The organism is Kocuria sp. U4B, from assembly GCF_054875615.1.
In genome coordinates this window covers 1,540,071-1,564,440 of sequence record NZ_CM142180.1, presented here as the reverse complement: position 1 = coordinate 1,564,440, position 24,370 = coordinate 1,540,071, and the positions used below count along the sequence as shown (strand labels likewise).

The following is a 24,370-nucleotide window of genomic DNA, read 5'->3' as shown; positions in this document are numbered from 1 at the left end:
GGCGGATGGTCGGGGGGCCGCTCAGGCCCAGAGCCGGCGCGAGGCGAGCTCGGCGCCGCGGGCGAGCGTCTCGAGCTTCGCCCAGGCGATCTGCGGGTGCACGCGCCCGCCGAGGCCGCAGTCGGTCGAGGCCAGGACGTTCTCGCGGCCCACGAGCCGCGCGTAGCGCTCGATCCGGTCGGCCACGAGCTCGGGGTGCTCCACCACGTTGGTGGCGTGGGAGACGACGCCCGGGATGATCACCTTGCCCTCGGGCAGCCGGTGGTCCTGCCAGACCTTCCACTCGTGCTCGTGGCGGGCGTTGGCGCCCTCGAAGGAGTAGCCGCCCGCGTCGATCGACAGCAGCAGGTCCACGAGGTGCTTGAACTCGAGGTCCGTGGTGTGGGGCCCGTGCCACGAGCCCCAGCACAGGTGGAAGCGGATCCGGTCCTGGGGCAGACCGCGCAGGGCGTGGTTGAGGGCCTCGACGCGGATCCGGATGAACCGCTGGTAGTCCTCGACGGCCGGCTCGGGGTTGACCTGGTCCCAGGACTCGGCGATCGAGGGGTCGTCGATCTGCAGCACCAGGCCGGCGTCGAGGATCGCGGTGTACTCCTCGCGCAGCACGTCCGCCCAGGCGTAGAGGAACTCCTCCTCGCTGCCGTAGTGGTGGTTGCCGATGCGGGCAGCGGAGCCGGGGGAGAGGGCGGCGACGAAGCCCTCGGCCGCGCCGGTCTCCTCCAGGGCGGCGGTGAGGCTGGCGACGTCGGAGGCCACCGCGGCCTGGCCGGTGTAGGAGAGCGGGCCGGTCGCCGCCGGGAAGACGGGCGGCGGCAGGTCCGGGTCGGCCAGGTGGATGCCGGAGGAGGGATCCGTGTACGCGTCGTGGAACGTGGCGAAGTCCCGCCGGTCCAGGAAGCTCGTGAGCACCACGCTGCCCGGGGTGGAGCGCTTGGGGACGTCGGCCTCGTTGTCGTCGACGATCGACAGCCCGCCCGTGCGGTCGAAGGAGTACGTCCACCACGCGCCGTAGTCCACGGAGTGCGTCATGGCGTGGCCGTACTCGCCGTCGTTGACGATGTCGATGCCCGCCTCGCGCTGGCGGCGCACGACGTCGACCACGGCCTCGCGCAGCAGGGCGTCGAACTCCTGGGGGCTCGCCGCGCCCGAGGTGCGGGCCTCGTTGGCCGCGAGCAGCTCGGGGGTGCGGGGGAGGGACCCGGCGTGGGTGGTGAGGATGCGGTCGGCGCTGCGCAGCAAGGGGCTACGTCCTTTCCATCGGTCCTGGCGGTAGCACCGGGGGGCGAGGACGGGGTCCGTCCGCCCGGGTTGCTGCGGCGTCGTCGAGCCAGATCTCTCGGCCGCTCTGGATGGTGACCCTGTCATCCAATCGCACGCGCGCATGTTGCGCCATTCGGCGCCTTCGTGACGACGCGACGACACATGGCGTCACACAACGGGTCGGAAGCCTCCTCGCCTTCGTGGCGCCGATCACATACCGTGGCGGTGACCAGGGCTCGGATTCCCGTCAGCACATCAAGACCGGGCCAGCGGCGGAGGAGAGGACACCATGTCCCAGCAGAACGACCTCGAGGGGCGCACCGCGCTCGTGACCGGCGGCGCCAGCGGCATCGGTCTCGCCGCCGCCCGGGCCCTGGCGGGCTCCGGCGCGCACGTGGTGGTGGCCGACGTCGACGAGACCGGAGCGCAGCGCGTCGCCGGCGAGCTCGGCGGGCGCGCGTGGGCCGTCGACCTGCTCGACACCGCCGCGCTCGCGCGGCTGAGCCTCGAGGTGGACGTGCTCGTCAACAACGCCGGGATCCAGAAGGTCGCTCCGCTGCACGAGTTCGACCCCGCGGACTTCCACCGCATCCTCGTGCTGATGCTCGAGAGCCCCTTCCTGCTGGTCCGGGCCGCCCTGCCGCACATGTACGAGCAGGGGTGGGGCCGCGTCGTCAACATCTCCTCCGTCCACGGCCTGCGCGCCTCGCCCTACAAGAGCGCCTACGTCTCGGCGAAGCACGGGCTCGAGGGCCTGTCCAAGACCGTCGCGCTCGAGGGCGCGGCGCACGGGGTGACCAGCAACTGCATCAATCCCGGCTACGTCCGCACCCCGCTCGTCGAGAAGCAGGTCGCCGACCAGGCGAAGGTGCACGGGATCCCCGAGTCCGAGGTCGTCGAGCGGATCATGCTGGGCGAGACCCCGGTCAAGAAGCTCGTGGAGCCCGAGGACGTGGGCAGCCTGGTGGCATGGCTGGCCGGACCGCACGCGAGCATGGTCACCGGCGCCTCCTACTCGATGGACGGCGGCTGGACGGCGCGCTGAGCCGCCCCGGTCCGCGCCCCGCTCAGCGGTGGCCCAGCTCGCGCGAGAGCCGGTGGGCCTCCGCGAGCAGGGCCCGTCCCAGCAGCTGGCGGCGCTCCCCGGCGAAGCGGGTCTCGATCCCGGTGAGGCTCAGCGCGTAGACCGGCGCCCCGGCCGCGTCGAAGACGGCCGCCGCCATGCCCCAGCTGCCCTCGACGATCATGCCGGGGTTCACCGCGCAGCCCTGACGGCGCACGTCCGCGAGCAGCTCCCGGATCCGCTCCCGGGTGTGCAGGGGCCCCCACCCGGCCCGCGCCTCGGCCGTGGCCTCCAGCACCCGGTCCACCTCGGGGTCGGGCAGGTGCGCCAGGATCGCCAGGCCCGCCGACGCCACGCCGAGCGGCAGCCGCAGGCCCTCGTAGAGGACGTGCGAACGGATGGGGAAGGCGCCCTCCACCCGTGCCAGGCACACGGTCTCCAGCCCGCGGCGGGCCGACAGGAACGCGCTCTCACCCGTGGCCTCGGCGAGCCGGCGCAGCGACGGGCCGGCCAGCTCCCGGATCGGGTAGCGGTGGGCCGCGACCGAGCCGAGCACGTAGAGCTCGGGGCCGAGCTGCCAGGCGCCCGTGCCCCCGGGGCGGTCGACGAGGCCCTCCTCGGCCAGCCCCGTGAGCAGGCGGTGGACGGTGGGCCGGGTCAGGCCCGTGGCCGCCGCCAGCTCGGCCACCGTGCCGCCCTCCTCGCGCGCCGCCACCGCCCGCAGCAGCCGGGCCACCCGGTGCACCACCTGGGTCCCGCCGCCGGCGTCCCGGTCCGCGCCCTTCTCCGTCATGTACTCCACTATATGGACAGCCTCCGCCGATTTGGCCGGATGGTGAGCTCCTCCCCTGCACCGGTGCGGATGCGGTTGACCGGTATGTGGTGGATTCCTAGATTGAGTCTTGGGTCACAGTCCATCGAGCAGAAAGGCACGCGAGTGTCCAAGGTCAGGAACAACGCCGCCGAGCTGCTGGCGGAGACGCTCCGGGACGGCATGACGGTGGCCGTCGGCGGCTTCGGCCTCAGCGGGATCCCTCGGGACCTCATCGACGCGGTGCGGGAGTCGGGGGTCAGGGACCTCACCGTGGTCTCCAACAACATGGGCGTCGATGGGAAGGGCCTCGGCGTGCTGCTCGAGAACCGCCAGGTGCGCAAGGTGCTCGCCTCCTACGTGGGCGAGAACAAGCTCTTCGCCCGGCAGTACCTGGACGGCGAGCTCGAGGTCGAGTTCAACCCCCAGGGCACCCTCGCCGAGCGGCTGCGCGCCGGCGGCGCGGGCATCCCGGCGTTCTACACGAGGACCGGCGTGGGCACTCTCGTGGCCGAGGGCAAGCCGCTCGCCGAGTTCGACGGCGAGACCTACGTCCAGGAGCGGGGCATCGTCGCCGACGTCGCCCTGGTCCACGCCTGGACGGGCGACACCGACGGCAACCTCGTCTACCGCTACACCGCCCGCAACTTCAACCCCGTCGTCGCGACGGCGGGGAGGGTCACCTTCGCCGAGGTCGAGCACCTCGTGGAGGCCGGCGAGCTCCACCCCGACCACATCGTGACCCCGGGCGTCTACGTCCAGCACGTCGTGCAGTACAGCGGCGCGCCCAAGGACATCGAGCAGCGCACGGTCCGTCCCCGCCCGGCGGCGGCCGCCGCGTCCCACCAGCGCAACGGAGGCCAGGCATGAGCTGGACCCGCGACGAGATGGCGGCCATCGCCGCCGCCGAGCTCTCCGACGGCGACTACGTCAACCTCGGCATCGGCATCCCCACCCTCGTGGCCAACAACCTGCCCGAGGGCGTCGACGTGGTGCTGCAGTCGGAGAACGGGGTGCTGGGCATGGGCCCGTTCCCCTACGAGGGCGACGAGGACCCGGACCTCATCAACGCCGGCAAGCAGACGATCACGCTCCTGCCCGGGGCGTCGATCTTCGACTCCGCGACGTCCTTCGGGATGATCCGCGGCGGGCACGTGAAGGTCGCCATCCTCGGCGCCATGCAGGTCTCCGGCGCCGGGGACCTCGCCAACTGGACGATCCCCGGCAAGATGGTCAAGGGCATGGGCGGGGCCATGGACCTCGTGGCGGGCACGCCGCGGGTCATCGTCCTGACCGACCACGTGGCCAAGGACGGGGCCGCGAAGATCAGGACCGAGTGCGACCTCCCGCTCACCGGCGTGGGCGTCGTCGACCGCATCGTCACGGACCTGTGCGTCTTCGACGTCGAGGAGGACGGGCTCGTGCTGCGCAGTCTCGCCCCCGGCATCACCGAGGAGGAGGTGCGCGAGAAGACCGAGGCGCCCTTCCGCACCGACCTGCAGGACGTCACGCCCGAGTCCGTGCCCACCGGGGCCACCAGCCCCGAGCCCGTTCCCGCCGAGCCCGTTCCCGCCGAGGAGAACCGATGAGCACCGCCACCGACGTCGTCATCCTGTCCGGCGCCCGCACGCCCCAGGGCAAGATCCTGGGCCAGCTCGCCTCCTTCAGCGCGGCCGAGCTGGGCGCCCACGCCATCCGGGCCGCGCTCGAGCGCTCCGGCGTCTCTCCCGACCAGGTCGACTACGTCGTCATGGGTCACGTCCTGCAGGCCGGAGCCGGGCAGAACCCCGCGCGCCAGGCGGCCGTGGCCGCCGGCATCCCGCTGAGCGTGCCCGCCGAGACCGTCAACAAGGTCTGCCTGTCCGGGCTCGTGGCCGTCACCCACGGCGCCCGCCTGATCCGCGGCGGCGAGGCCGAGATCGTCGTCGCCGGCGGTCAGGAGTCCATGACCAACGCCCCGCACCTGGCCGTGGGCGTGCGCCAGGGCAAGTCCTACGGGGACCTCACCCTCGAGGACGCCGTGGCCAAGGACGGGCTGGTGGACGTGGCCGCGCGCGTGTCCATGGGCTCGCTCACCGAGTCCGGCAACGCCGAACGGGGGATCCCCCGCGAGGAACAGGACGAGGTGGCGGCCCAGAGCCACCAGCGTGCCGCCCGGGCCACCGAGCAGGGCGTCTTCGAGCAGGAGATCGCCCCCGTGGAGGTCCCGCAGCGCAAGGGCGACCCGCTCGTCGTCGCGACCGACCAGGGCGTGCGACCCGGCGCCACCGCGGAGTCCATGGCGGGCCTGCGCCCGGCGTTCGACAAGAACGGCACCATCACCGCCGGCAACTCCTCCCCGCTGACGGACGGGGCGGCCGCGGTCGTGCTGACCACCCGCGACTACGCCGAGCGCCACGGCCTCGAGTACCTGGCCGTGGTCGGTGCTCCGGGGCAGGTGGCCGGTCCGGACACCTCCCTGCACTCCCAGCCGTCCCGGGCGATCGAGGCCGCCGTGGCCAAGGCGGGGTGGTCCGTGCAGGACCTCGACTTCATCGAGATCAACGAGGCGTTCGCGTCCGTGCTCATCCAGTCGCTGCGCGACCTCGACTACCCGCTGGAGAGGGCGAACATCCACGGCGGCGCCGTGGCGCTGGGCCACCCGATCGGGGCCTCCGGGGCCCGGCTGGCGCTGCACGCGGCGTTCGAGCTGGCCCGCCGCGGCACGGGCAAGGCCGCGGTGTCCCTGTGCGGCGGCGGCGGGCAGGGGGAGGCGCTGCTGCTCTACCGCGACTGACCCCTTCGGCGCGGGCCGGTCCCCACGCGGCCCGGGCCACCACGACTCCTTGTGGTGGCCCGGGCGGCGTCCGGCTGTGCTGTCTGTGGGCACGGCGGCCGGGCGCCTCGGGAGTGCGCCGCCACGGCCCCGGTCCGCCGCCTGAGCGCCCGTCCCCGGCACCGTCAGCAGTGGCGCCGTCAGGAGCGGCGCCTCAGCACTGCGCGGATGACGGCGACGCCGGCCCCGCCCGCCAGGACCCAGGGGCCGGCGACGACGACGGGGTCCAGCCACTGGTGGGAGAGGTCGGCGCGCTTCGTCCCGAACCGGGAGGAGAGCCCGGGCCGGGCGGGCTCGGCCAGCACCCCGGTCTCGGTGACCGGGTTGTCCGGGCGCCGGGTCGCGAACGAGGCGAGGTGGCTCTCCCAGGCATCCACCCGGTCGGCGGCGATGAGGAGCAGCCAGTGCGCGGCGCGGGCCTCGCTGTAGGTCCGGTAGGCGTACTTGCGCAGCGCCCCGGAGAGGCCCTTGGGCGGGCACGACGTACCGAAGACAGGGGGCAGGCCGGCGTGCTCGATCGAACGCTCCCGCGGCCACTTCTCCTCCTGGCGCTCCGGGAACTCCCAGTGCGCCCCGGACGCGGCCGGGTCGTAGCGCAGCCTCGGCACGGCCGGGCGGTCGGCCGGGTCCAGGTCCGCCCCCCAGCCGGGGATGCGGGCGCGCAGCGCCTCGCGGTCGACGGCGCGCCGGGCCGGGCCGGGGACGTAAGCGGCGTGCCGGGAGACGTCCGAGGAGTCGTCGGGGGTGTGCGACATGCTGGTGGTTCCTCTCCGGGATCGTCCTACCCGGCGCCGGGCAGGACGAGAGTCTTGATGCAGCCGTCGAGCTTGGCCGAGAACATGTGGTACCCCTCGGCGACGTGCTCCAGCGGGACGCGATGGGTCACGATGTCGCTGGGCTTGAGGTAGCCGTTGCGGATGTGCTCGAACAATCGCGGCCACTGGCGCTTCACCGGGCACTGGTTCATCCGCAGCGTCAGGCCCTTGTTCACGGCGTCGCCGAACTTCACGGCGCTGAAGACCGGGCCGTACGCGCCCATCACCGACACGGTCCCGCCCTTGCGCACCGAGTCGATCGCCCAGTTCAGCGCGATCGGCGACCCGCCCTGCAGCTTCAGCTTGGCGGAGGTGACGTGCTGGGTGAAGTTGCCGTCGGCCTCCGCACCCACCGCGTCGATGACCACGTCCGCACCCAGGTAGTCGGTGGTCTTCTTCATCTCCACCACGATGTCGTCGTACTCCACGAAGTTGAACGTCTCGGCGTGGGCGAACTCGCGGGCCTTCTCGAGCCGGTACTCCAGCTGGTCGACGACGATGACCCGGCCCGCGCCCATCAGCCAGGCCGACTTGGCGGCGTACAGGCCCACCGGGCCGGCGCCCAGCACGACGACCGTGTCACCCTCGGCGATGTCCCCGAGCTGGGCCCCGAAGTAGCCGGTGGCCAGGGCGTCGGTGAGCAGCACCGCGTCCTCCTCGTCCATCCAGTCCGGGATGATCGAGGGGCCGACGTCGGCGAACGGGACCCGCACGTACTCCGCCTGGCCGCCGTCATAGCCGCCGCAGGTGTGGGAGTAGCCGTAGATGCCGCCCACCGCGGTGGCGTTGGGGTTGACGTTGTGGCAGTTGGAGTACAGCCCGCGGGCGCAGTACCAGCACGAGCCGCAGTAGACGTTGAACGGCACCATCACCCGGTCCCCGGGCTTCAGCCGCTCCACGGAGGGGCCGACCTCGTGGACCACCCCGACGAACTCGTGCCCGAAGGTCGTCCCGACCCGGGTGTCGGGCATCATCCCGTGGTAGAGGTGCAGGTCCGAGCCGCAGATCGCGGCCATCGTCACCCGCACGATCGCGTCGTTGGGGTGCTCGATCCTCGGCATGTCCTTCTCTTCGACGCGGACCTTGTACGGCCCCCGGTACACCATCGCCTTCACGTGACCCGCCTCGGTTCGTCAGCCCGCTTCCAATGCGCATCAGCGTGGCACCGTCCGAGGACGGGGTCAACCCCTCGGACGACGGCGCCGCGTCAGCCGACGAGCGCCTCGTAGAGCCTCTCGAAGCGTGCCCGCGCCCCCCGGTAGTGCTCCGCGTGCTCGGGCGCCGGGCGGTGCTCCGGACCGTACGGCGGATCGGCCGGGGGCACGCCCTGCGCCAGCGTCTCCAGGGCCAGCAGCGCGGTCCCGCGCAGCGTCGCCCGCTTGAAGTCGGCGCGGACCACAGGCGCGCCGAGGACGTCGGCCAGGATCTGCAGCAGGCCGGGGACCGCCTGGGAGACGCGGCCGGAGGCCACCACCCGCTGCCCGCCCGGGGCCGCCTCCGCGAGCTGGTCCGCGACCCGCCCGTAGGAGAGCCCGACCCCCTCCAGCACGCCACGGGCCAGGGCGGCGCCGTCGTGCTCGGCGGTGACGTCGGCGAGCACGGCCCGCGCCCCGCCGGCCCAGCCCGTCGAGCGCTCGCCGGTCAGGAACGGCAGCACCACCGGGGTGCCGCGGGTCGCGTCCGCGAGGGCCACGTCGTCGACGGTCGTGCCCTCCGGCAGGGCGACCGTGCGCTCCAGCCACTCCACGGCGCGCCCCACGTCGTTGAGCGCCCCGCCCAGCAGGCACCGCCGATCGTCCACCCGGTAGCACCACAGCCCGGTCGGCAGCTCGTCGGGGACCTCGTGCAGGAGCACCCGGGCGGCCCCGGAGGTGGCGAGGGAGACGACCGTCGTGGTGGCGTCGGCCCCGCCCGAGCCCAGGTTGGCGCTCAGCCCGTCGGCCACGGGCGGGAACCACGCGGCGGCGGCCAGGGCCGGCCACCGCCGCCCGACCGCGGCGGCGACCTCGAACAGCGGGTCGTGCGGATCGGCGATCTCGTGCAGCCGGGAGGCGTCGAGGCCGCAGGCGGCGAGCAGCGGCTCGTCCCACTGTCCGGTCCGGCGGTCCAGCAGGCCCGTCCACGCCGCGACGGAGGTCCCCGCACGGGCCGTGCCCAGCAGGCGCAGGTGGACGTACTCGCCCAGCGACATCCACCGCTGCGCCCGGTGCCAGGTGCCGGGGTCGGTCTCGCGCAACCAGCGCAGCCGCGGGGCGAGGTAGGAGGTGTGCAGGCGCGCCCCCGTGCGCTGCTGGACCTCGGCCTCGTCGAGCTCCTCGCGCAGGTCCGCCAGCTGGGGGGTGCACCGGGCGTCGGCGTAGGTGAAGCAGGGCGTGAGGGCCGCGCCGTCGGCGCCGACGCCCACGAGGGAGGACGCGAAGGTGTCCAGTGCCACGCCGGCGACGCGCCCGGCGAGCTCGGGCCCGGCCACGACGAGGTCGAGGATCCGGGCGAGCTCGTCGGCGACCTGGTCGGGGTCGATCACGGACGTCCCGTCCGCGGCCGTGGTGAACCGGTGCTCGATCTTGTGCCGGTAGCCGCGCACGGGGGTGCCGGTGGCGTCGTGCAGGCTGCCGCGGCTGGCCGTCGAGCCGACGTCGAGGGCCATCACCAGCGGATCGAGGGCGTCCTCGAGCTCGATGCCGAAGGCCGTGCCGTCCCCGGGGCGCGGGGGCTGCGGTCTGGTGCTCATCGGGGGTTCCTCCTGGCGTGGGCGTCGGTCGGGCCCAGTCTAGGAACTCGGTGCGGCTGCCGCCGTGCCGGGCCGGCCTGCCGGCGCCGGGCATGCGGTGATCCACCGCACCGAAGGCAACGTTGCACTGAGTGCAGTGTTGCACCTAGTGTAACCATCTGTGATCCGGTGCCCCAGCGATGCGTCCCCCGCCCGGCCCCCGAGCGACCGCCGAGAGGCCCTGAAGTTCTTCAACCGGCGGGCCATCATCGACGCCGCCGCGGCCCTGGCCGAGGAGCGCGGCATCGGCGGCTTCACCGTCAGCGACCTCGCCGAACGGGCCGGGGTGTCGCGCCGGACGATCTTCAACCACTTCTCCTCGGCCGACGACGCCGTCTACGCCCGGTTCAGCGAACTGCTCGGCGTGATCGTGGACGACTTCGTGGAGATCGCCGACGCCACCCCGCCCCCGGCCGCCCCCAGCACCGGCGCGGTCTTCGAGCAGCTGGCCGACGTCATCGAGCGCACCGAGCTGGTCCGCCCCCTGTCCCACATCGCCCGGCTGCTGGCCACCAGTGAGAACCACCCCACCACCGTGATGTGGGCCCACGAGGTGCTGCAGACCGTCACCGCACGGCTCACGGCCGAGGTCGCCCAGCGCAACCCCGAGGCCGGCTCCTTCACCGTGACGCTGCTGGCGAGCTCGCTCATCAACGCCCTCGCCGTCGCCTTCGAGCAGTGGGTGGAGGAGACCGGCGGGGTGGACACCCCCGACGGCCGGGCCGCCTGGCAGCGGCTGGTGCGCACGGCCATCGACCACCTGCGGCACGGCTTCGCCCGCCCCGCCTCCTGAGCTCCCGCGCCTGCCGCTCCACCCCCTTCCTCCCCCGCGGGGACCCCTTCCGCACAGAACTGACAGAGAAGAGACATGGCACACCTGTTGTATCGACTCGGGCGCTTCGCCGCCCGGCGCGCCTGGGCCGTGGTCGCGGCCTGGGTCGCGGTCCTGGTCCTCACCGGCGGCGCCTTCGCCGTGGCCGGCGGGCAGCTGACCACCGCGATCACCATCCCCGGCACCGAGACCCAGCGCCTGGCCGACCGCCTGCAGAGCGAGCTGCCCGACGCCGGCCACGGCACGGGACGCGTCGTGTTCCGGACCGAGGGCGGCGAGCCCTTCACGGCCGCGCAGCGGGAGCAGATCGACGCCGCCCTGGAGGCGGCCGGCGGCTCCTCCGGGGTCGACGCCGTGCTGAACCCCTTCGCGACCCAGCAGGAGCGCGAGGACCAGGAGCAGCAGCTGGCCGACGCCCGGGCGCAGCTGGCGGACGGACAGGAACAGCTCGAGGAGGCCGGGGCGGCCCTGGACGAGAACCAGGCCAAGCTCGACGCCGCCCGCGCCCGGGCCGAGAGGGCCAAGGCCCCGGACCCCGTGCTCGAGGAGCTCGAGGTCCAGCAGGAGGCCCTCGACGACGGACGCGCGGAGCTGGAGCGCAACCGCGAGGAGCTCGAGGACGCCGCGCCCGAGCTCGCGCGCGGCGAGAAGCTGCTCGCACTGGCCCAGGGGACCCGCACCGTCTCCGAGGACGGCACCGCGGCCGTGGCCGTGGTGACCTTCACGGAGGAGCAGCAGGCCGTCACCGCCGAGGACAAGCAGGCGCTCCAGGACGCCGTCGACGGAGTGCGGATCGACGGGGTGCAGGTCGAGTACTCCACCGAGATCTCCCAGGACGTCTCCCAGCTGTTCGGCCCCACCGAGGCCGTCGGCGTGGCCGTCGCCGGCATCGTGCTGTTGGTCATGCTCGGCACGCTCGTGGCGGCCGGGCTGCCCATCGTCACCGCGCTCACCGGCGTGGGCGCCGGTGCGCTGGCCACCCTGTCCTTCTCCGGGGTCGTGGAGATGACCTCGATGACCCCCATGCTCGGGCTCATGCTGGGGCTAGCCGTGGGCATCGACTACTCCCTGTTCATCCTCAACCGCCACCGCCAGCAGCTGCTGTCCGGCGTCGAGCTGCACGAGTCGATCGGCCTGGCCACCGGCACCTCCGGCAACGCGGTCGTCTTCGCCGGGCTGACCGTCATCATCGCCCTCGCCGCGCTCAACGTCACCGGCATCCCGTTCCTGGGGATGATGGGCACCGCCGCCGCGACCTGCGTGGCCGTCGCCGTGCTCATCGCCATCACCCTCACCCCGGCGCTGCTGTCCCTCGTGGGGCACCGCCTGCTCTCGGCCCGCGCCCGGCAGCGGGCTGCCCGGACCCCCGCCCACCGGGGGCCCGACCGCCCCGGGGTGGCCACCCGCCGCCCGGTGCTGACCCTGCTGGCCGGACTGGTGGCGCTCGTGGCGATCGCCCTGCCGGCCGCCTCCATGCGCCTGGGCCTGCCCGACGCCTCCTCGGAGCCGGCCGACTCCACCGCCTACCAGGCCTACCGGATCATCGACGAGGAGTTCGGCGCCGGGACCAACGGCCCGCTGCTGGTGGTCGCCGACCTGCCCGAGGGCACCGGCGCCGCGGAGGCGGCCGACCTGCAGGTGACCGTCGGCGAGGAGCTGATGGCGCGCGAGGACGTCGTCTCCGTGGTGCCCGCCGGGCTCTCCGAGGACCGCCGCACGGCCGTCTTCCAAGTCACCCCCACCGACGGGCCGGCCGCCGAGTCCACCGAGCGCCTCGTCGACGACCTCCGCGCCCTCTCCCCGGCGCTGGAGGACGACCACGGGGTGAGCATCGGCGTCACCGGGCAGACCGGCGGCAACATCGACGTCTCCCAGAAGCTCGCCGACGCCCTGCCCCGCTACCTCGCCGTGGTGCTGGGCCTGTCCCTGGTGCTCATGGTGCTGGTCTTCCGCTCCCTCCTCGTCCCGGTCATCGCCACCGCCGGGTTCATGCTCACCCTCTTCGCCGCCTTCGGCGGAGTGGTCGCCATCTACCAGTGGGGCTGGGCCGGTGCGGTCTTCGGCGTCCACGACCCCGGGCCGGTGCTCAGCTTCCTGCCCACGCTGCTGGTGGGCATCCTGTTCGGCCTGGCCATGGACTACCAGCTGTTCCTGGTCTCCGGCATGCGCGAGGCCTACGTCCACGGCTCCTCCGCCCGCGCGGCCGTGCGCGAAGGGCTCGACGCCGGCCGCACCGTGGTCACCGCCGCGGCGATCATCATGATCTCCGTGTTCGCCGGCTTCATGTTCTCCCACATGGCCATGATCCGGCCCCTGGGCTTCGGCCTCGCCTTCGGCGTGCTCGTCGACGCCTTCGTCGTGCGCATGATGCTCATCCCTGCGGCCATGCACCTGCTCGGCGACAAGGCCTGGTGGCTGCCCCGCTGGCTCGACCGGATCCTGCCCGACGTCGACGTCGAGGGCGAGTCCCTCCGGCGCGAGCACGTGCCTGCGGACCCCGCGGACCCCGCGGAACCGGAGCGCGAGCTGATCGGCGCCGGATCCCGGAGCTGACGCACCCCACCGCGGGGGCCCGACCGCGAACTCCACCCGTGGTCCGGCCCCCGCGTCCTGCTCTCGTCGGAGGCCGTCCCGGGCGGGCCGGCGGCCGACGAGCGACCACATGCTGAGACGCGCGTCCGGAAACACATGCCGCCGCACGGACCGGCGTATTCTCGGGGATGGAATCCAGGCGGCCGACCCCGCGCACGGGCCTCGTGCAGGGCCCCGTCCGGCCGCCCCCACCGCCGCGCTCAAGCAAGGAGAACGAGCACCGCCATGCCCCAGCTCCGCTCCCGCACCTCCACCCACGGCCGCAACATGGCCGGCGCCCGCGCCCTGTGGCGCGCCACCGGCATGGGCGACGACGACTTCGGGAAGCCGATCATCGCGATCGCCAACTCGTACACGCAGTTCGTCCCGGGCCACGTCCACCTCAAGGACATGGGCGACCTCGTCGCCTCCGCGGTCCGGGAGGCCGGGGGCGTGACGAAGGAGTTCAACACCATCGCGGTCGACGACGGCATCGCGATGGGCCACGACGGCATGCTCTACTCGCTGCCCTCCCGCGACATCATCGCGGACTCCGTGGAGTACATGGTCAACGCCCACCGCGCGGACGCGCTCGTGTGCATCTCCAACTGCGACAAGATCACCCCGGGCATGCTGCTGGCCGCACTGCGGCTGAACATCCCGGTGGTCTTCGTCTCGGGCGGACCCATGGAGTCCGGCGAGGCCGTCGAGGGCGTGGTCGAGCACCGCCTGGACCTCGTGGACGCCATGTCCATGGCCGTCGACGAGAGCATCACCGACGAGCAGCTGGGCCAGATCGAGCGCAACGCCTGCCCCACGTGCGGGTCCTGCTCCGGGATGTTCACCGCCAACTCCATGAACTGCCTCACCGAGGCGCTCGGGCTGTCCCTGCCCGGCAACGGCACGACCCTGGCCACCCAGGTCGCCCGCAAGGAGCTCTTCCTGGAGGCCGGGCGCCGGATCGTGGACCTGTGCTGCCGGTACTACGAGCAGGACGACGAGTCCGTGCTGCCGCGCCGCATCGCGACCAAGGCCGCGTTCGAGAACGCCATGGCCCTGGACATCGCCATGGGCGGGTCCACCAACACGATCCTGCACATCCTGGCCGCCGCCCAGGAGGGGGAGATCGACTTCGCCCTGCCGGACATCGACGCCCTCTCCCGCCGGGTGCCCTGCCTGTGCAAGGTCGCCCCGAACTCCACGAAGTTCCACATCGAGCACGTGCACCGCGCCGGCGGCATCCCCGCCATCCTCGGCGAGCTGCGGCGCGCTGGCCTGCTCAACGAGGACGTGCACACCGTCCACGCCCCGGACCTGGCCACCTGGCTCGACGAGTGGGACGTGCGCGGCGGCAAGGCCTCCGCGCGGGCGCAGGAGCTGTTCCTCGCCGCCCCCGGCGGGGTGCGCACCACGCAGGCGTTCTCCACGGCCAACCGCTTCGAGTCCCTGGACCTCGACGCCGTGGACGGCTGCATCCGCTCCGTCGAGCACGCCTACACGAAGGACGGCGGCCTGGCCATCCTCTACGGCAACATCGCCGAGGACGGCGCCGTGATCAAGACCGCCGGCATCGACGAAGAGCTATTCCACTTCGTCGGCAAGGCGTTCGTGGTCGAGTCCCAGGACGAGGCCGTGTTCGAGATCCTGTCCAAGAACGTCCAGCCGGGCGACGTCGTGGTGATCACCCACGAGGGCCCCCGGGGTGGGCCCGGCATGCAGGAGATGCTCTACCCGACCTCCTACCTCAAGGGTCTCGGCCTCGGCCGGCAGTGCGCGCTGATCACCGACGGCCGCTTCTCCGGCGGCACCTCCGGCCTGTCGATCGGGCACATCTCCCCGGAGGCCGCCTCCGGCGGCGCCGTGGGCCTCATCGAGACCGGCGACGAGATCGAGATCGACGTCGCGAACCGCGTGCTGCGGGTGAACGTCGACGACGCGACGCTCGCCGCCCGCCGCCAGGCGAAGGGCCCGCTGCCCTGGGCCCCGACCAAGCCCCGCGAGCGCCAGGTGTCCAAGGCCCTGCGTGCCTACGCCTCCATGGTGACCTCCGCGGACAAGGGCGCGGTGCGCGTCGTCTGAGCCCGTCTCGCCCTCGTGAGGGCACGGAAGAGCGCCACCGGCAGCGTCCCGGTGGCGCTCTTCTGCCACCTCGGTGCGCGCACGGGAACGGCGCGGTGCCCGGCCTCCACTAGAGTGTGCCGATAACACGCCCAACAGGGCGCTCCTGTCGTTCACGCGGCCCCCGCAGACCCACGTCCGGGACCGCGTCCGTCACAGTTCGGAGTTGGAATGGATCTCTTGACCGAGTTCGTGGGCACCCTCGGAACCTGGGTGTGGTACGTGGTGTTCGCCATCCTCGTCGGGGTGGGCCTCTACCTCACCGTGCGCACCGGAGCGGTGCAGTTCCGGTCGCTCCCGGAGATGGTCCGGGTGCTCAACGACAAGCCGGGCCTGGCCGAGGACGGCAAGAAGGGGATCTCCTCCTTCCGCGCGTTCACCGTCTCGGCCGCGGCCCGGGTCGGCACCGGCAACATCGCCGGCGTGGCCATCGCGATCAGCCTCGGCGGCCCCGGCGCCGTTTTCTGGATGTGGGTGATCGCCGGCATCGGCGCGGCCAGCGCCTTCGTGGAGTCCCTGCTCGGCCAGCTCTACAAGATCAAGGCCCCCGCCGGCTACGTGGGCGGACCGGCCTACTACATGGAGCGCGGCATCGGCGCGCGGTGGATGGGGCTGCTCTTCGCGGTCGTCATCACCCTCACCTACGGCTTCGTGTTCAACTCCGTGCAGTCCAACTCGATCGTCGACGCCCTGGGCGGGTCCTTCGGCATCGACATCACCGCCGCGGACGCCCTGTGGTTCCGCGTCCTCGTCGGCGCCGTGCTGGTCGGGCTCACCGCCGCGATCATCTTCGGCGGCATCCGCCGCATCTCCGCGGTCTCCGAGATCGTCGTCCCGGTCATGGCGGTGCTCTACATCTTCCTCGGCCTGCTCGTGGTGGTCCTGAACATCGGCGAGGTCCCGGTGGTGCTCGGCCAGATCCTCGGGGGCGCCTTCGGCATCCGGGAGTTCGTCACCGGCGGGCTGATCGGCGTGATCATCCAGGGCATGAAGCGCGGGCTGTTCTCCAACGAGGCCGGCATGGGCTCGGCCCCCAACGCCGGGGCCACCGCGTCGATCTCCCACCCGGCCAAGCAGGGCTTCGTCCAGGCCCTCGGCGTGTACTTCGACACCTGGATCATCTGCTCGATCACCGCGTTCATCGTCCTGCTGTCGAACCCCGAGTTCGGCGGCCGCGAGGGCGCGTCCCTCACCCAGTCCGCGCTCGCCCTGCAGCTGGGCAACTGGGCGGTGCACTTCCTCACCGTGGCGATCTTCCTCTTCGCGTTCACCTCGGTGATCGGCAACTACTACTACGGCGAGTCCAACATCCGCTTCCTCAGCGGCTCCAAGGCCGTGATGGCCGGCTACCGGGTGCTCGTGCTGGCCTTCGTCTTCGCCGGCGCGGTGCTCGCGCTGGACCTCGTGTGGTCCCTGGCGGACCTGTTCATGGCCTTCATGGCCACGATCAACCTGGTCGCCCTCGTGCTGCTCGCCGGCGTGGCCGGGCGCGTGCTGAAGAACTACGAAGCCCAGCGCCGGCAGGGCGTGGAGCCGGTCTTCCACAGCGGCGACATCCCCGGGCTGTCCGGGCTCGGCGCGTGGGACGGCACCGACGTGGTGACCACCCGCGCCTACTGGGAGGAGCAGGAGCTCCAGAAGTCCCGCTGACCCGGCCCACCGACGACGGCGCCCCGCCCCCTGCGTGCAGAGGAGGCGGGGCGCCGTCGTCGTGGGGGGCTCAGGCGAGGACCTGGCGCTTCGAGGAGATCACCCCGGTGTTGAAGCCGGCCAGGTGCAGGCCGCCGTGGAAGCGGGCGTGCTCGATCTTCACGCACCGGTCCATGACCACGTCCAGCCCGGCGTCCTCGGCGATCGCGGCGGCGTCCTCGTTCCAGGAGCCCAACTGCAGCCACAGGGTTTTCGCGCCCGCGTCGACGGCCTCCTGGGCCACGTCCGGCAGGTCGTCGTGCTTGCGGAAGACGTCGACCAGGTCCGGGGTCTCCGGCAGGTCGGCCAGGGACCTGTACACCGGCCGGCCCAGGATCTCGTCCACCACGGGGTTGACGAAGTACACGCGGTACGGCGAGGACGACTGCAGGTAGGTCGCCACGAAGTAGGACGCGCGGGACGGCTTGTTCGACGCGCCCACGATGGCGATGGACTCGGTGTTGCGCAGGATGCTCAGCCGCTCCGGGGCGGAGGGGCCGATCCAGGTGCGGGTCTCGGCGGTCATCGGAGCGCTCCTTCGGTGATGGCGGCGGCGTCGGCGGTCTCCCGGGAGAGCCCGGTGGCCGCGGTCAGGGCCTGGTCGAGGTCCCACAGGATGTCCTCGGTGTCCTCGAGGCCCACGGAGATGCGCACGAGGTCCTCGGCGACCCCGCCGACCTCCAGCTGCTCGGGGCTCAGCTGCTGGTGGGTGGTCGAGGCCGGGTGCAGCACGAGGGTGCGGGCGTCCCCGATGTTGGCGAGGTGGCTGGCCAGCTGCAGGCTCCCGATGAACCGCTCGCCCACCTGCCGCCCGCTCAGCTCGGCGGTCGCCGTCACGCCGAACGCGAAGACGGAGCCCACGCCCAGGGGCAGGAGCCTCCGGGCCCGCTCGTGGTGCGGGTGGCCGGGCAGGCCCGCGTAGTTGACGTAGGAGACCCGCGGGTCCTCGTCCAGCCACTGCGCCACCGCCTTGGCGTTGACCAGGTGGGCGTCCATGCGCTGGGGCAGGGTCTCCACGCCCTGGAGCAGGTTCCACGCGGACTGCGGGGACAGGGACGCGCCGATGTCCCGCAGCTGTTCCGAGCGCAGCTTGGTGAGGAACCCGTACTCGCCGAAGTTCCCCCACCAGGAGACGTCGTTGTAGGACGCCACGGGCTCCGTCATGGACGGGAAGTTCCCGTTGCCCCAGTCGAAGCGCCCGGATTCGACGACGACGCCGCCCAGCGTGGTGCCGTGCCCGCCCAGGAACTTGGTGGCGGAGTGGATGACGATGTCCGCCCCGTGCTCCAGGGGCCGCAGCAGGTAGGGCGGGGTCATGGTCGAGTCCACGACCAGCGGCACACCGGCCCCGTGCGCGACCGCGGCGAGGCCCTCGAGGTCGGCGACCTCCCCGGAGGGGTTCGCGACGACCTCGGTGTAGACCGCCTTGGTGTTCGGGCGCAGCGCCGCCCGGTAGTCCTCCGGGTCCGTGCCGTGCACGAACGTGGTCTCGATCCCGAAGCGGCGCAGGGTCACGTCGAGCTGGGTGACGGTCCCGCCGTAGAGCTGGCCCGCGGCCACGATGTGGTCCCCGGCCTGCGCGAGCGCGGCGAAGGTAAGGAACTCGGCGGCCATGCCCGAGGCGGTGGCCACGGCGCCGATGCCCCCCTCGAGGGACGCGATGCGCTCCTCGAGCGCCGCGACGGTCGGGTTGCCGATGCGGGAGTAGATGTTGCCGTACTTCTGCAGCGCGAAGAGGTTCGCGGCGTCCTGGGCGTCCTTGAAGACGAACGAGGTGGTCTGGTAGATCGGGACGGCCCGGGCGCCGTGCTCGGCGTCGGGGGTGCCCCCGGCGTGCAGGGCGCGGGTGCGGAACCCGAACTGGTGGTCGGCCATGGAGGGGTGCTCCTCGTGCGAGTCGTGCCGCTGATCGGTCCCGGGCGAGGAGGGCCCGGCGGGGTGCCGGGAGTGCGCTGCTCCATCGGTCCTGGCGGTAGCACCGTGCGGCCTGCGACGTCGACCACGGTTGCTGCGGCGTCGTCGATCCAGGTCTCTCGGCCGCTCGGGATGGCTGTCCTCCATTGTGGTGCCCCGGAGCGCTCCGCGCCACCCGGTGCCGGTCCGGCGGGAGGTCCGGCCGGGCCGCTCAGTCCTGGGCGGGCCGGCCGAACCGGGCGCGCAGGTTCTCCCGCGCCACGGCGGAGAGGTTCTCGATCGGCAGGCCCGCCGGGCAGACCTCCACGCAGTCGCCCAGCAGGGAGCACGGGCCGAACTCCTCCTCGGCGGCGGCGATGACCTTGGTGGCCCGCTCGCGGCGCTCGTCCTCGTTCTTGGCCAGCGGCGGCAGCTCCCGCAGCATCGTGCCCACGAACAGCTGCCCGGACCCGTTGGGGCAGGAGGCGATGCACGCCCCGCAGCTGATGCAGCCGCCGTTGGCCAGGGCCTTCATGGCGACCGGGAACTTGGCCTCCTTCGCCACCCGGCGCAGGGCCTTCTTGTCCACGGAGAGGTCCCGCTTGACGGGCAGGGACGCGGCGCGCAGCGGCTCGATCCGCACGCGGTCCCCGTCCCGGTACGCGCCCAGGTGCTGCATGCAGCTCGCGGCGTTGCGCTCGGGGCCGTGCGGCACGCCGTCCACCGTGACCCCGCACTTGCCGCACACGCCCTCGCGGCACCCGTCGTCGAAGGCGACGGGGTCCTCGCCCGCGGCGGCGAGCTGCTCGTTGAGCCGGTCCAGGAGCTCGAGCACGGTCATGTCCGGGTGGGCGTCGGGGACGTCGTAGCTCACGAAGTCCCCCGGCTCGCCGGGGGAGGGCTGGCGCCACACGTCGACGGTCAGGTGCAGGGTGGTCACGAGGCGGGTCCTTGAACTGTAGGGGGAGGGGTCAGCGCACCGCGCGGGTCAGCACGGCCACCGGGATCGTGGTGTTGCCGGCGGCGACGGCGGCGCCGAGGACGCTGGCGCCGATCCGCAGCCGCCGCTGGAAGGCCCGGTCGTAGCTCGCGCCGACGTCGTTGGCGATCTCCGGGATGCCGTGGACCAGGTGCGCGGCGAGAGCGGCCATGGACAGGGCGTAGGCGGCGGCCACGGGCGGGCGGGAGAGGCTGGCCACGAGGTTGGCGTAGGCGCTGCCGTGCTCGAAGTCCCGCGCGGCGGCGGGCCGGGCGCCCAGGGTGAGGTCCAGGACGTGGAAGGCGGTGAACAGCCCGAGCACGCCGCCCGTGCTGCGCATCGAGCGCTTCGCGACCGCCCACGGGGACCGGCGGCGCCCCCGGGGCCGGCGCCCGCGCCGCGGCAGCAGCGTCCCGTTCGCCCGCCAGGACCGCGCGGTGAGCACCGCGGCCGCGCCCACGTGCGCGACCAGGCCCGTGGTGAGCACGCCGCGGGCCGCCCACAGGACGGTCCCGCGCGGCAGCACCGGTGCGCCGGCCGTGCGGAGGAACTCGGCGTAGGCGTTGAACTTCTCCTCGCCCTGGTAGACCTTCAGGTTCCCCAGCATGTGCACCAGCACGTAGCCGGAGAACAGCGCACCGGAGCCGGCCATCGCCAGCTTCAGGTCGGTGTTGGAGAGCTCGGGCAGCTCGGGCAGCTCGGGCAGCTCGGGCAGCTCGCGGAGCCGGGAGAGGCCGGGCAGCCGGGACGGCGCGGGGCGGTGGCCCTTCACGGGGGCGGCGGGGGAGGGGGTCACGGCATTCATCCTAGGAGTCCATCCTGCCAGACGTCACACGTCTCAACGTGGGGTCACACGGGACGCACGCCCCCGGGGGCGAGGCCGTCCCGGGGACGCCGAGGACGAGAGAAGCGTCACTTCTGGCCCACGCGCTGCCACATGAAGCCACACGTTCCACGGGAGGGTTCTAGGCTTCGTGTGGGTCCGATCCGGCCCGTCCGCGTCCGACACACAGGAATGATCGAGATGGACACCCTCTCCCCGGCGCGATCCGCCCGGAACACCGCCCCCGCCCGCCGCCGCCCGCCGGCCATGGCCCTCAAGGTCCTCGTGATCGTGGCCGTGACGGCTGCCGTGTGGTGCGTGCCCCCGGCCGCCGGGATGGACCCGCGCGGGATGCACATGGCGGCGATCTTCCTCGGGACGATCCTCGCGCTCATCCTCCAGCCCCTGCCCACGGCGTCCGTGGCCGTCGTGGGGCTCGCCGTGGCGATGATCACCGGCACCATGGACGCCTCCACCGAGGCCCTCCAGGGCTTCGGCAACAGCGCGGTGTGGCTGATCGTCGCGGCCTTCTTCATCGCCGACGGCTTCCTCGTCACCGGGCTGGGCCGCCGGGTGGCCCTGTGGTTCGTGGCCCGGCTGGGCCGTTCCAGCCTGGGCCTGAGCTACGGCATGGCCGTGACCGACCTGCTCCTGGCGCCCGCCACCCCCTCCAACACCGCCCGCGCGGGCGGCGTGGTGTTCCCGATCATCTCCTCGCTGGCGCAGGTCCAGGGGTCCACGCCGGAGACCGAGCAGTCCCGGCGCCGGCTGGGGGCCTACCTCGCCATGACCGCCGTGCAGGTCAACACCGTCACCTCCGCCATGTTCCTCACCGCCATGGCGGGCAACCCCCTCGCCGCCGAGTTCGCCGCCCAGGCCGGCATCGAGGTCTCGTGGGGCACCTGGGCGCTGGCCGCCCTGGTGCCCGGGCTCCTCTCCCTGACCGCGGTGCCGTGGGTGATGGCGAAGATCTACCCGCCGACCCTGAAGCAGACCCCGGAGGCCCCCGTGCAGGCCCGGCAGGAGCTCTCGCAGCTGGGCGCGATGTCCTTCCACGAGAAGACGATGGCCGGGACGTTCCTGCTGCTGCTCGTGCTGTGGTGCCTGGGCTCGGTCCTCGACCTCAACGCCACGGCCGTGGCGTTCGTGGGCATCTCGATCCTGCTCGTGACCCGGGTGCTCAGCTGGAAGCAGATGGCGGCCAACAGCGGCGCCTGGTCCACGCTGCTGTTCTTCGCCGTGCTGGTGGGCATGGCCTCGCACCTGAACGACCTGGGCGTCATCGACTGGGTCGGGGCCTCCGCCACCGCGCTCGTGGGCGGCATGTCGTGGGTCGTGGCCTTCGCGGTCCTGGCGCTCGTGTACTTCTACGCGCACTACTTCTTCGCCTCCAACACGGCCCAGGTCGTGGCCATGTACGCGGTCTTCCTCGGCGCCGCGGTGGGCGCCGGGACGCCGCCCCTGCTGGCCGCCCTGGCGTTCGGGTTCACCGGCAACCTCTTCGGGGGCCTGGCCCACTACTCCTCCGGGCCGGCCGGCGTGGTCTACGGCTCCGGCTACGTCCCCACGGGGGAGTGGTTCCGGGTCGGCTTCCTCATGAGCGTGGTCAACATCGTGATCTGGACCGTCGCGGGCGGTCTGTGGACGAAGCTGCTGGGCATGTGGTGAGCGCCGCACCCGGGCGGTGACGGACCGGAGGGGCCGGCCCGCGGGCCCGCCCCTCCGCCGCGCCCGGGGCCGCTCAGCCGCGCGCGGCCAGCACCGCGGCGATCTGCTCGAGCGCCTCCTCGTTCTGCAGCGACGAGCGGTCGCCCAGCGGCGCGCCCTCCCACAGCTGCGCGAGCAGGCGCCGGGTGATCTTCCCGGAGCGGGTCTTGGGCAGGTCGGGGACCGCCACGACGGCCCGGGGCTTGGCGATGGGCCCGATCTCGTGCGCCACGTGCTCGCGCAGCGCGGCGGTCAGCTCGCCGGCCGGCAGCCCCTGCGCCTCGGGGGTCAGGACGACGTACGCGAGCACCGCGTGCCCCGTCACCTCGTCGCGCACCGGCGCGGCGCCGGCCTCCACCACCCACGGGTGGGTGACGAGCGCGGACTCGATCTCGATGGTCGACAGCCGGTGGCCGGAGACGTTGATGACGTCGTCGACCCGGCCGAGGATGTAGATGTCGCCCTCCTCGTCGTAGCGGGCGCCGTCCCCCGCGAGGAACCAGCCCTGCTCGGCGTAGGCCGCCCAGTAGGAGTCGAGGTAGCGCTGCGGGTCGCCCCACACCGTGCGGGCCATCGAGGGGCCGGTCCGGTCGACCACCACGAAGCCCTGCACCCCGGCCGGCACGGTGGCCCCGTCCTCGTCGACCACGCGCGTGGAGATCCCCGGGACCGCGCGCGTGGCGCAGCCCGGCTTGAGCGCGGTGTGCGGGGCGCCGTCGTCGAAGGTGCCCGGCGGGGCGAACTGCGGGTCGTGCGGGCGGGGGGACATCACGGTGGAGCCGGTCTCCGACTGCCACCACGTGTCCACGAACGGGACCTCGTCGCGGCCCACCTGGGCCCGCAGCCACCGCCACGCCTCCGGGTTGATCGACTCGCCCACGGAGCCGAGCAGCCGCACCGAGTTGAGGTTGTAGATCTGCGGGACCCCCCGCGGGAACGCGCCCATGAGAGAGCGGACCAGGGTGGGCGCGGTGTAGTAGCTGGTCACCCCGTAGCGCTCGATGACCTCGAAGTGCCGGCCCCAGTGCGGGGTGCTCGGGGTGCCCTCGTAGATCACCTCTGTGACGCCGTTGACCAGCGGACCGTAGATCTCGTAGGTGTGCGCGGTGACCCACGCGAGGTCGGCGGTGCACCAGTGCACGGTCGAGTCGACCTTCGCGGGGTCGTTGACCACGGACAGCTCGTCGGGGCGCAGCCCGCCGTCCGGGTCCTCGACGTCGGGCAGCAGGTCGAACAGCAGCGCGTGCGTGTAGGCCGTCTGCACGAGGTAGCCGCCCATCGTGTGCACCAGGCCCTTGGGCCTGCCGGTGGTCCCGGAGGTGTAGATGATGAACAGCGGCGTCTCGGCGTCGAAGGCCTCGGGCTCGTGCACGTCCGGCTGGCCGGCGACCAGCTCGTGCCACCACACGTCCCGGCCGCGCGTCCACGGGACGGCGTCCTCCTCCTTGGAGCGCGTGCCCCGGGTGCCCCGGGGCAGGTCCGTGCGGCCGGGCCGGGAGGTGCGGCGGACCACGACGACGTGCTCGATCGCGTTCTCGCCGCTGCAGGCCTCGTCGGCGGTGGCCTTGACGGGCACCACGGCCCCGCGCCGGTGCTGCCCGTCGGTGGTCACCAACACCTTGGCGCCGGTGTCCTCGACGCGGAACCTCAGGGCCTCCGCCGAGAAGCCGCCGAAGACCAGGGAGTGCACCGCGCCGATGCGGGCGCAGGCCAGCGTGATGACGACGGTCTCCGGGATGACCGGCAGGTAGATCACCACGCGGTCGCCCTGCCGCACGCCCAGGGAGAGCAGGGCGTTGGCGGCCCGGCAGACCTCCCGCTGCAGGTCGGCGTAGGTGTAGACCAGGCGGTCGCCGGGCTCGCCCTCGAAGTACAGGGCCACGTGGGCGCCCCGGCCCGCCGCGACGTGGCGGTCCACGCAGTTGTGGGCCACGTTGAGCTTCCCGCCCTCGAACCAGGCCAGCTCGGGCACCGACCAGGTGGGGTTGCCGTCCTGGTCCTCCCCGATCCGCCGCGGCCCGTCGAAGCGGTGCGCGGTGGTCCACGGCTCGGCCCACTCCAGGCGGGACGCCTGGGCCTCCCAGAACGCGATCCGCGCCGCGTCGGACTCGAGCGCGGGATTGGGGGTGGGGGAGTGGGGGTCGCTCCAGCTGGGGCTCACGGTGCTGCCGTCCTTCCTGCGCCGGCGGTGGCGCCGGTCGTGCCCACTGTTCCAGGTCCGTGT

The 24,370-nt window shown here is 72.9% G+C and carries 19 protein-coding genes and 1 riboswitch; of the genes, 9 read left to right on the top strand and 10 right to left on the bottom strand.

Translation table 11 applies throughout. From position 1 onward, the window contains the following. Window positions 1–21: 21 nt before the first annotated feature. A complete protein-coding gene (locus ACYSMR_RS07420) occupies window positions 22–1,239 on the bottom strand; it encodes a cobalamin-independent methionine synthase II family protein (protein ID WP_461747814.1) in 1,218 nt (405 codons plus the stop codon). Between the two features lie 12 nt (window positions 1,240–1,251). Next, window positions 1,252–1,356: riboswitch (SAM riboswitch) on the bottom strand. Window positions 1,357–1,549: 193 nt separating this feature from the next. On the opposite strand from ACYSMR_RS07420, the gene ACYSMR_RS07415 reads away from it, so the two are divergent. Then, window positions 1,550–2,305: a 3-hydroxybutyrate dehydrogenase gene (locus ACYSMR_RS07415; protein ID WP_251331812.1), complete on the top strand. Its 756-nt coding sequence runs from the start codon at window positions 1,550–1,552 to the stop codon at window positions 2,303–2,305. A gap of 22 nt (window positions 2,306–2,327) precedes the next feature. On the opposite strand, the gene ACYSMR_RS07410 is transcribed toward ACYSMR_RS07415, so the two are convergent. Then, entirely contained in the window at window positions 2,328–3,116 is a 789-nt protein-coding gene (locus ACYSMR_RS07410; RefSeq protein WP_309125699.1) for an IclR family transcriptional regulator, read from the bottom strand. 144 nt (window positions 3,117–3,260) lie between these two features. Here ACYSMR_RS07410 and ACYSMR_RS07405 point away from each other — a divergent pair, with 144 nt between their 5' ends. Genes ACYSMR_RS07405 through ACYSMR_RS07395 form a run of 3 tightly spaced genes read left to right on the top strand, consistent with a single transcriptional unit; the run spans window position 3,261 to window position 5,910 of the window. Next, window positions 3,261–4,004, top strand: coding sequence for a CoA transferase subunit A (locus ACYSMR_RS07405; protein WP_251331810.1), 744 nt, complete (start codon window positions 3,261–3,263; stop codon window positions 4,002–4,004). Beyond that, a complete protein-coding gene (locus ACYSMR_RS07400) occupies window positions 4,001–4,723 on the top strand; it encodes a CoA transferase subunit B (RefSeq protein ID WP_309125700.1) in 723 nt (240 codons plus the stop codon). The genes ACYSMR_RS07405 and ACYSMR_RS07400 overlap by 4 nt, the downstream gene beginning before the upstream one ends. Then, entirely contained in the window at window positions 4,720–5,910 is a 1,191-nt protein-coding gene (locus ACYSMR_RS07395) for an acetyl-CoA C-acetyltransferase (RefSeq protein WP_461747813.1), read from the top strand. Before ACYSMR_RS07400 ends, ACYSMR_RS07395 begins: the two co-directional genes overlap by 4 nt. A 179-nt stretch (window positions 5,911–6,089) precedes the next feature. Here the strand turns inward: ACYSMR_RS07395 and ACYSMR_RS07390 are convergent, their stop codons facing one another. The 3 genes from ACYSMR_RS07390 to ACYSMR_RS07380 form a co-directional block, all read right to left on the bottom strand. Then, window positions 6,090–6,704, bottom strand: coding sequence for a hypothetical protein (locus ACYSMR_RS07390; protein WP_461747812.1), 615 nt, complete (start codon window positions 6,702–6,704; stop codon window positions 6,090–6,092). A 26-nt stretch (window positions 6,705–6,730) separates the two neighbouring features. Then, a complete protein-coding gene (locus ACYSMR_RS07385) occupies window positions 6,731–7,879 on the bottom strand; it encodes a zinc-dependent alcohol dehydrogenase (protein ID WP_461747811.1) in 1,149 nt (382 codons plus the stop codon). A gap of 92 nt (window positions 7,880–7,971) precedes the next feature. Further along, window positions 7,972–9,495 (bottom strand): gluconokinase, encoded by a 1,524-nt coding sequence (locus tag ACYSMR_RS07380; RefSeq protein ID WP_461747810.1) that lies wholly within the window; start codon window positions 9,493–9,495, stop codon window positions 7,972–7,974. Window positions 9,496–9,655: 160 nt separating this feature from the next. On the opposite strand from ACYSMR_RS07380, the gene ACYSMR_RS07375 reads away from it, so the two are divergent. From ACYSMR_RS07375 to ACYSMR_RS07360, 4 genes are all read left to right on the top strand, one after another. Further along, window positions 9,656–10,327 (top strand): TetR/AcrR family transcriptional regulator, encoded by a 672-nt coding sequence (locus ACYSMR_RS07375; protein ID WP_309124823.1) that lies wholly within the window; start codon window positions 9,656–9,658, stop codon window positions 10,325–10,327. A gap of 75 nt (window positions 10,328–10,402) precedes the next feature. Beyond that, window positions 10,403–12,919: an MMPL family transporter gene (locus ACYSMR_RS07370; protein WP_461747809.1), complete on the top strand. Its 2,517-nt coding sequence runs from the start codon at window positions 10,403–10,405 to the stop codon at window positions 12,917–12,919. A gap of 264 nt (window positions 12,920–13,183) precedes the next feature. After that, window positions 13,184–15,016: a dihydroxy-acid dehydratase gene (ilvD, locus tag ACYSMR_RS07365; protein ID WP_461747808.1), complete on the top strand. Its 1,833-nt coding sequence runs from the start codon at window positions 13,184–13,186 to the stop codon at window positions 15,014–15,016. A gap of 210 nt (window positions 15,017–15,226) precedes the next feature. Further along, window positions 15,227–16,705, top strand: coding sequence for an alanine/glycine:cation symporter family protein (locus tag ACYSMR_RS07360; protein ID WP_309124826.1), 1,479 nt, complete (start codon window positions 15,227–15,229; stop codon window positions 16,703–16,705). A gap of 70 nt (window positions 16,706–16,775) precedes the next feature. Here the strand turns inward: ACYSMR_RS07360 and ACYSMR_RS07355 are convergent, their stop codons facing one another. From ACYSMR_RS07355 to ACYSMR_RS07340, 4 genes are all read right to left on the bottom strand, one after another. Beyond that, entirely contained in the window at window positions 16,776–17,270 is a 495-nt protein-coding gene (locus ACYSMR_RS07355) for a CoA-binding protein (RefSeq protein WP_251331800.1), read from the bottom strand. Then, complete coding sequence (locus ACYSMR_RS07350) at window positions 17,267–18,619, bottom strand: O-acetylhomoserine aminocarboxypropyltransferase/cysteine synthase family protein (protein ID WP_251331799.1); 1,353 nt, start codon at window positions 18,617–18,619, stop codon at window positions 17,267–17,269. The genes ACYSMR_RS07355 and ACYSMR_RS07350 overlap by 4 nt, the downstream gene beginning before the upstream one ends. Window positions 18,620–18,869: 250 nt before the next feature. Next, the gene (locus ACYSMR_RS07345; RefSeq protein ID WP_461748009.1) at window positions 18,870–19,568 is read right to left on the bottom strand and encodes a 2Fe-2S iron-sulfur cluster-binding protein; all 699 of its coding nucleotides are present in this window, start codon (window positions 19,566–19,568) and stop codon (window positions 18,870–18,872) included. A gap of 40 nt (window positions 19,569–19,608) precedes the next feature. Further along, window positions 19,609–20,421, bottom strand: a complete 813-nt coding sequence (locus tag ACYSMR_RS07340; RefSeq protein ID WP_461747807.1) for a succinate dehydrogenase/fumarate reductase transmembrane subunit — start codon at window positions 20,419–20,421, stop codon at window positions 19,609–19,611. Between the two features lie 210 nt (window positions 20,422–20,631). Here ACYSMR_RS07340 and ACYSMR_RS07335 point away from each other — a divergent pair, with 210 nt between their 5' ends. Continuing rightward, on the top strand, window positions 20,632–22,107 hold the full coding sequence (locus ACYSMR_RS07335; RefSeq protein ID WP_461747806.1) for an anion permease: 1,476 nt from the start codon (window positions 20,632–20,634) through the stop codon (window positions 22,105–22,107). A 73-nt stretch (window positions 22,108–22,180) separates the two neighbouring features. Here ACYSMR_RS07335 and ACYSMR_RS07330 read toward each other — a convergent pair whose 3' ends face one another. Next, complete coding sequence (locus ACYSMR_RS07330) at window positions 22,181–24,307, bottom strand: AMP-binding protein (RefSeq protein WP_461747805.1); 2,127 nt, start codon at window positions 24,305–24,307, stop codon at window positions 22,181–22,183. Window positions 24,308–24,370: the final 63 nt, after the last annotated feature.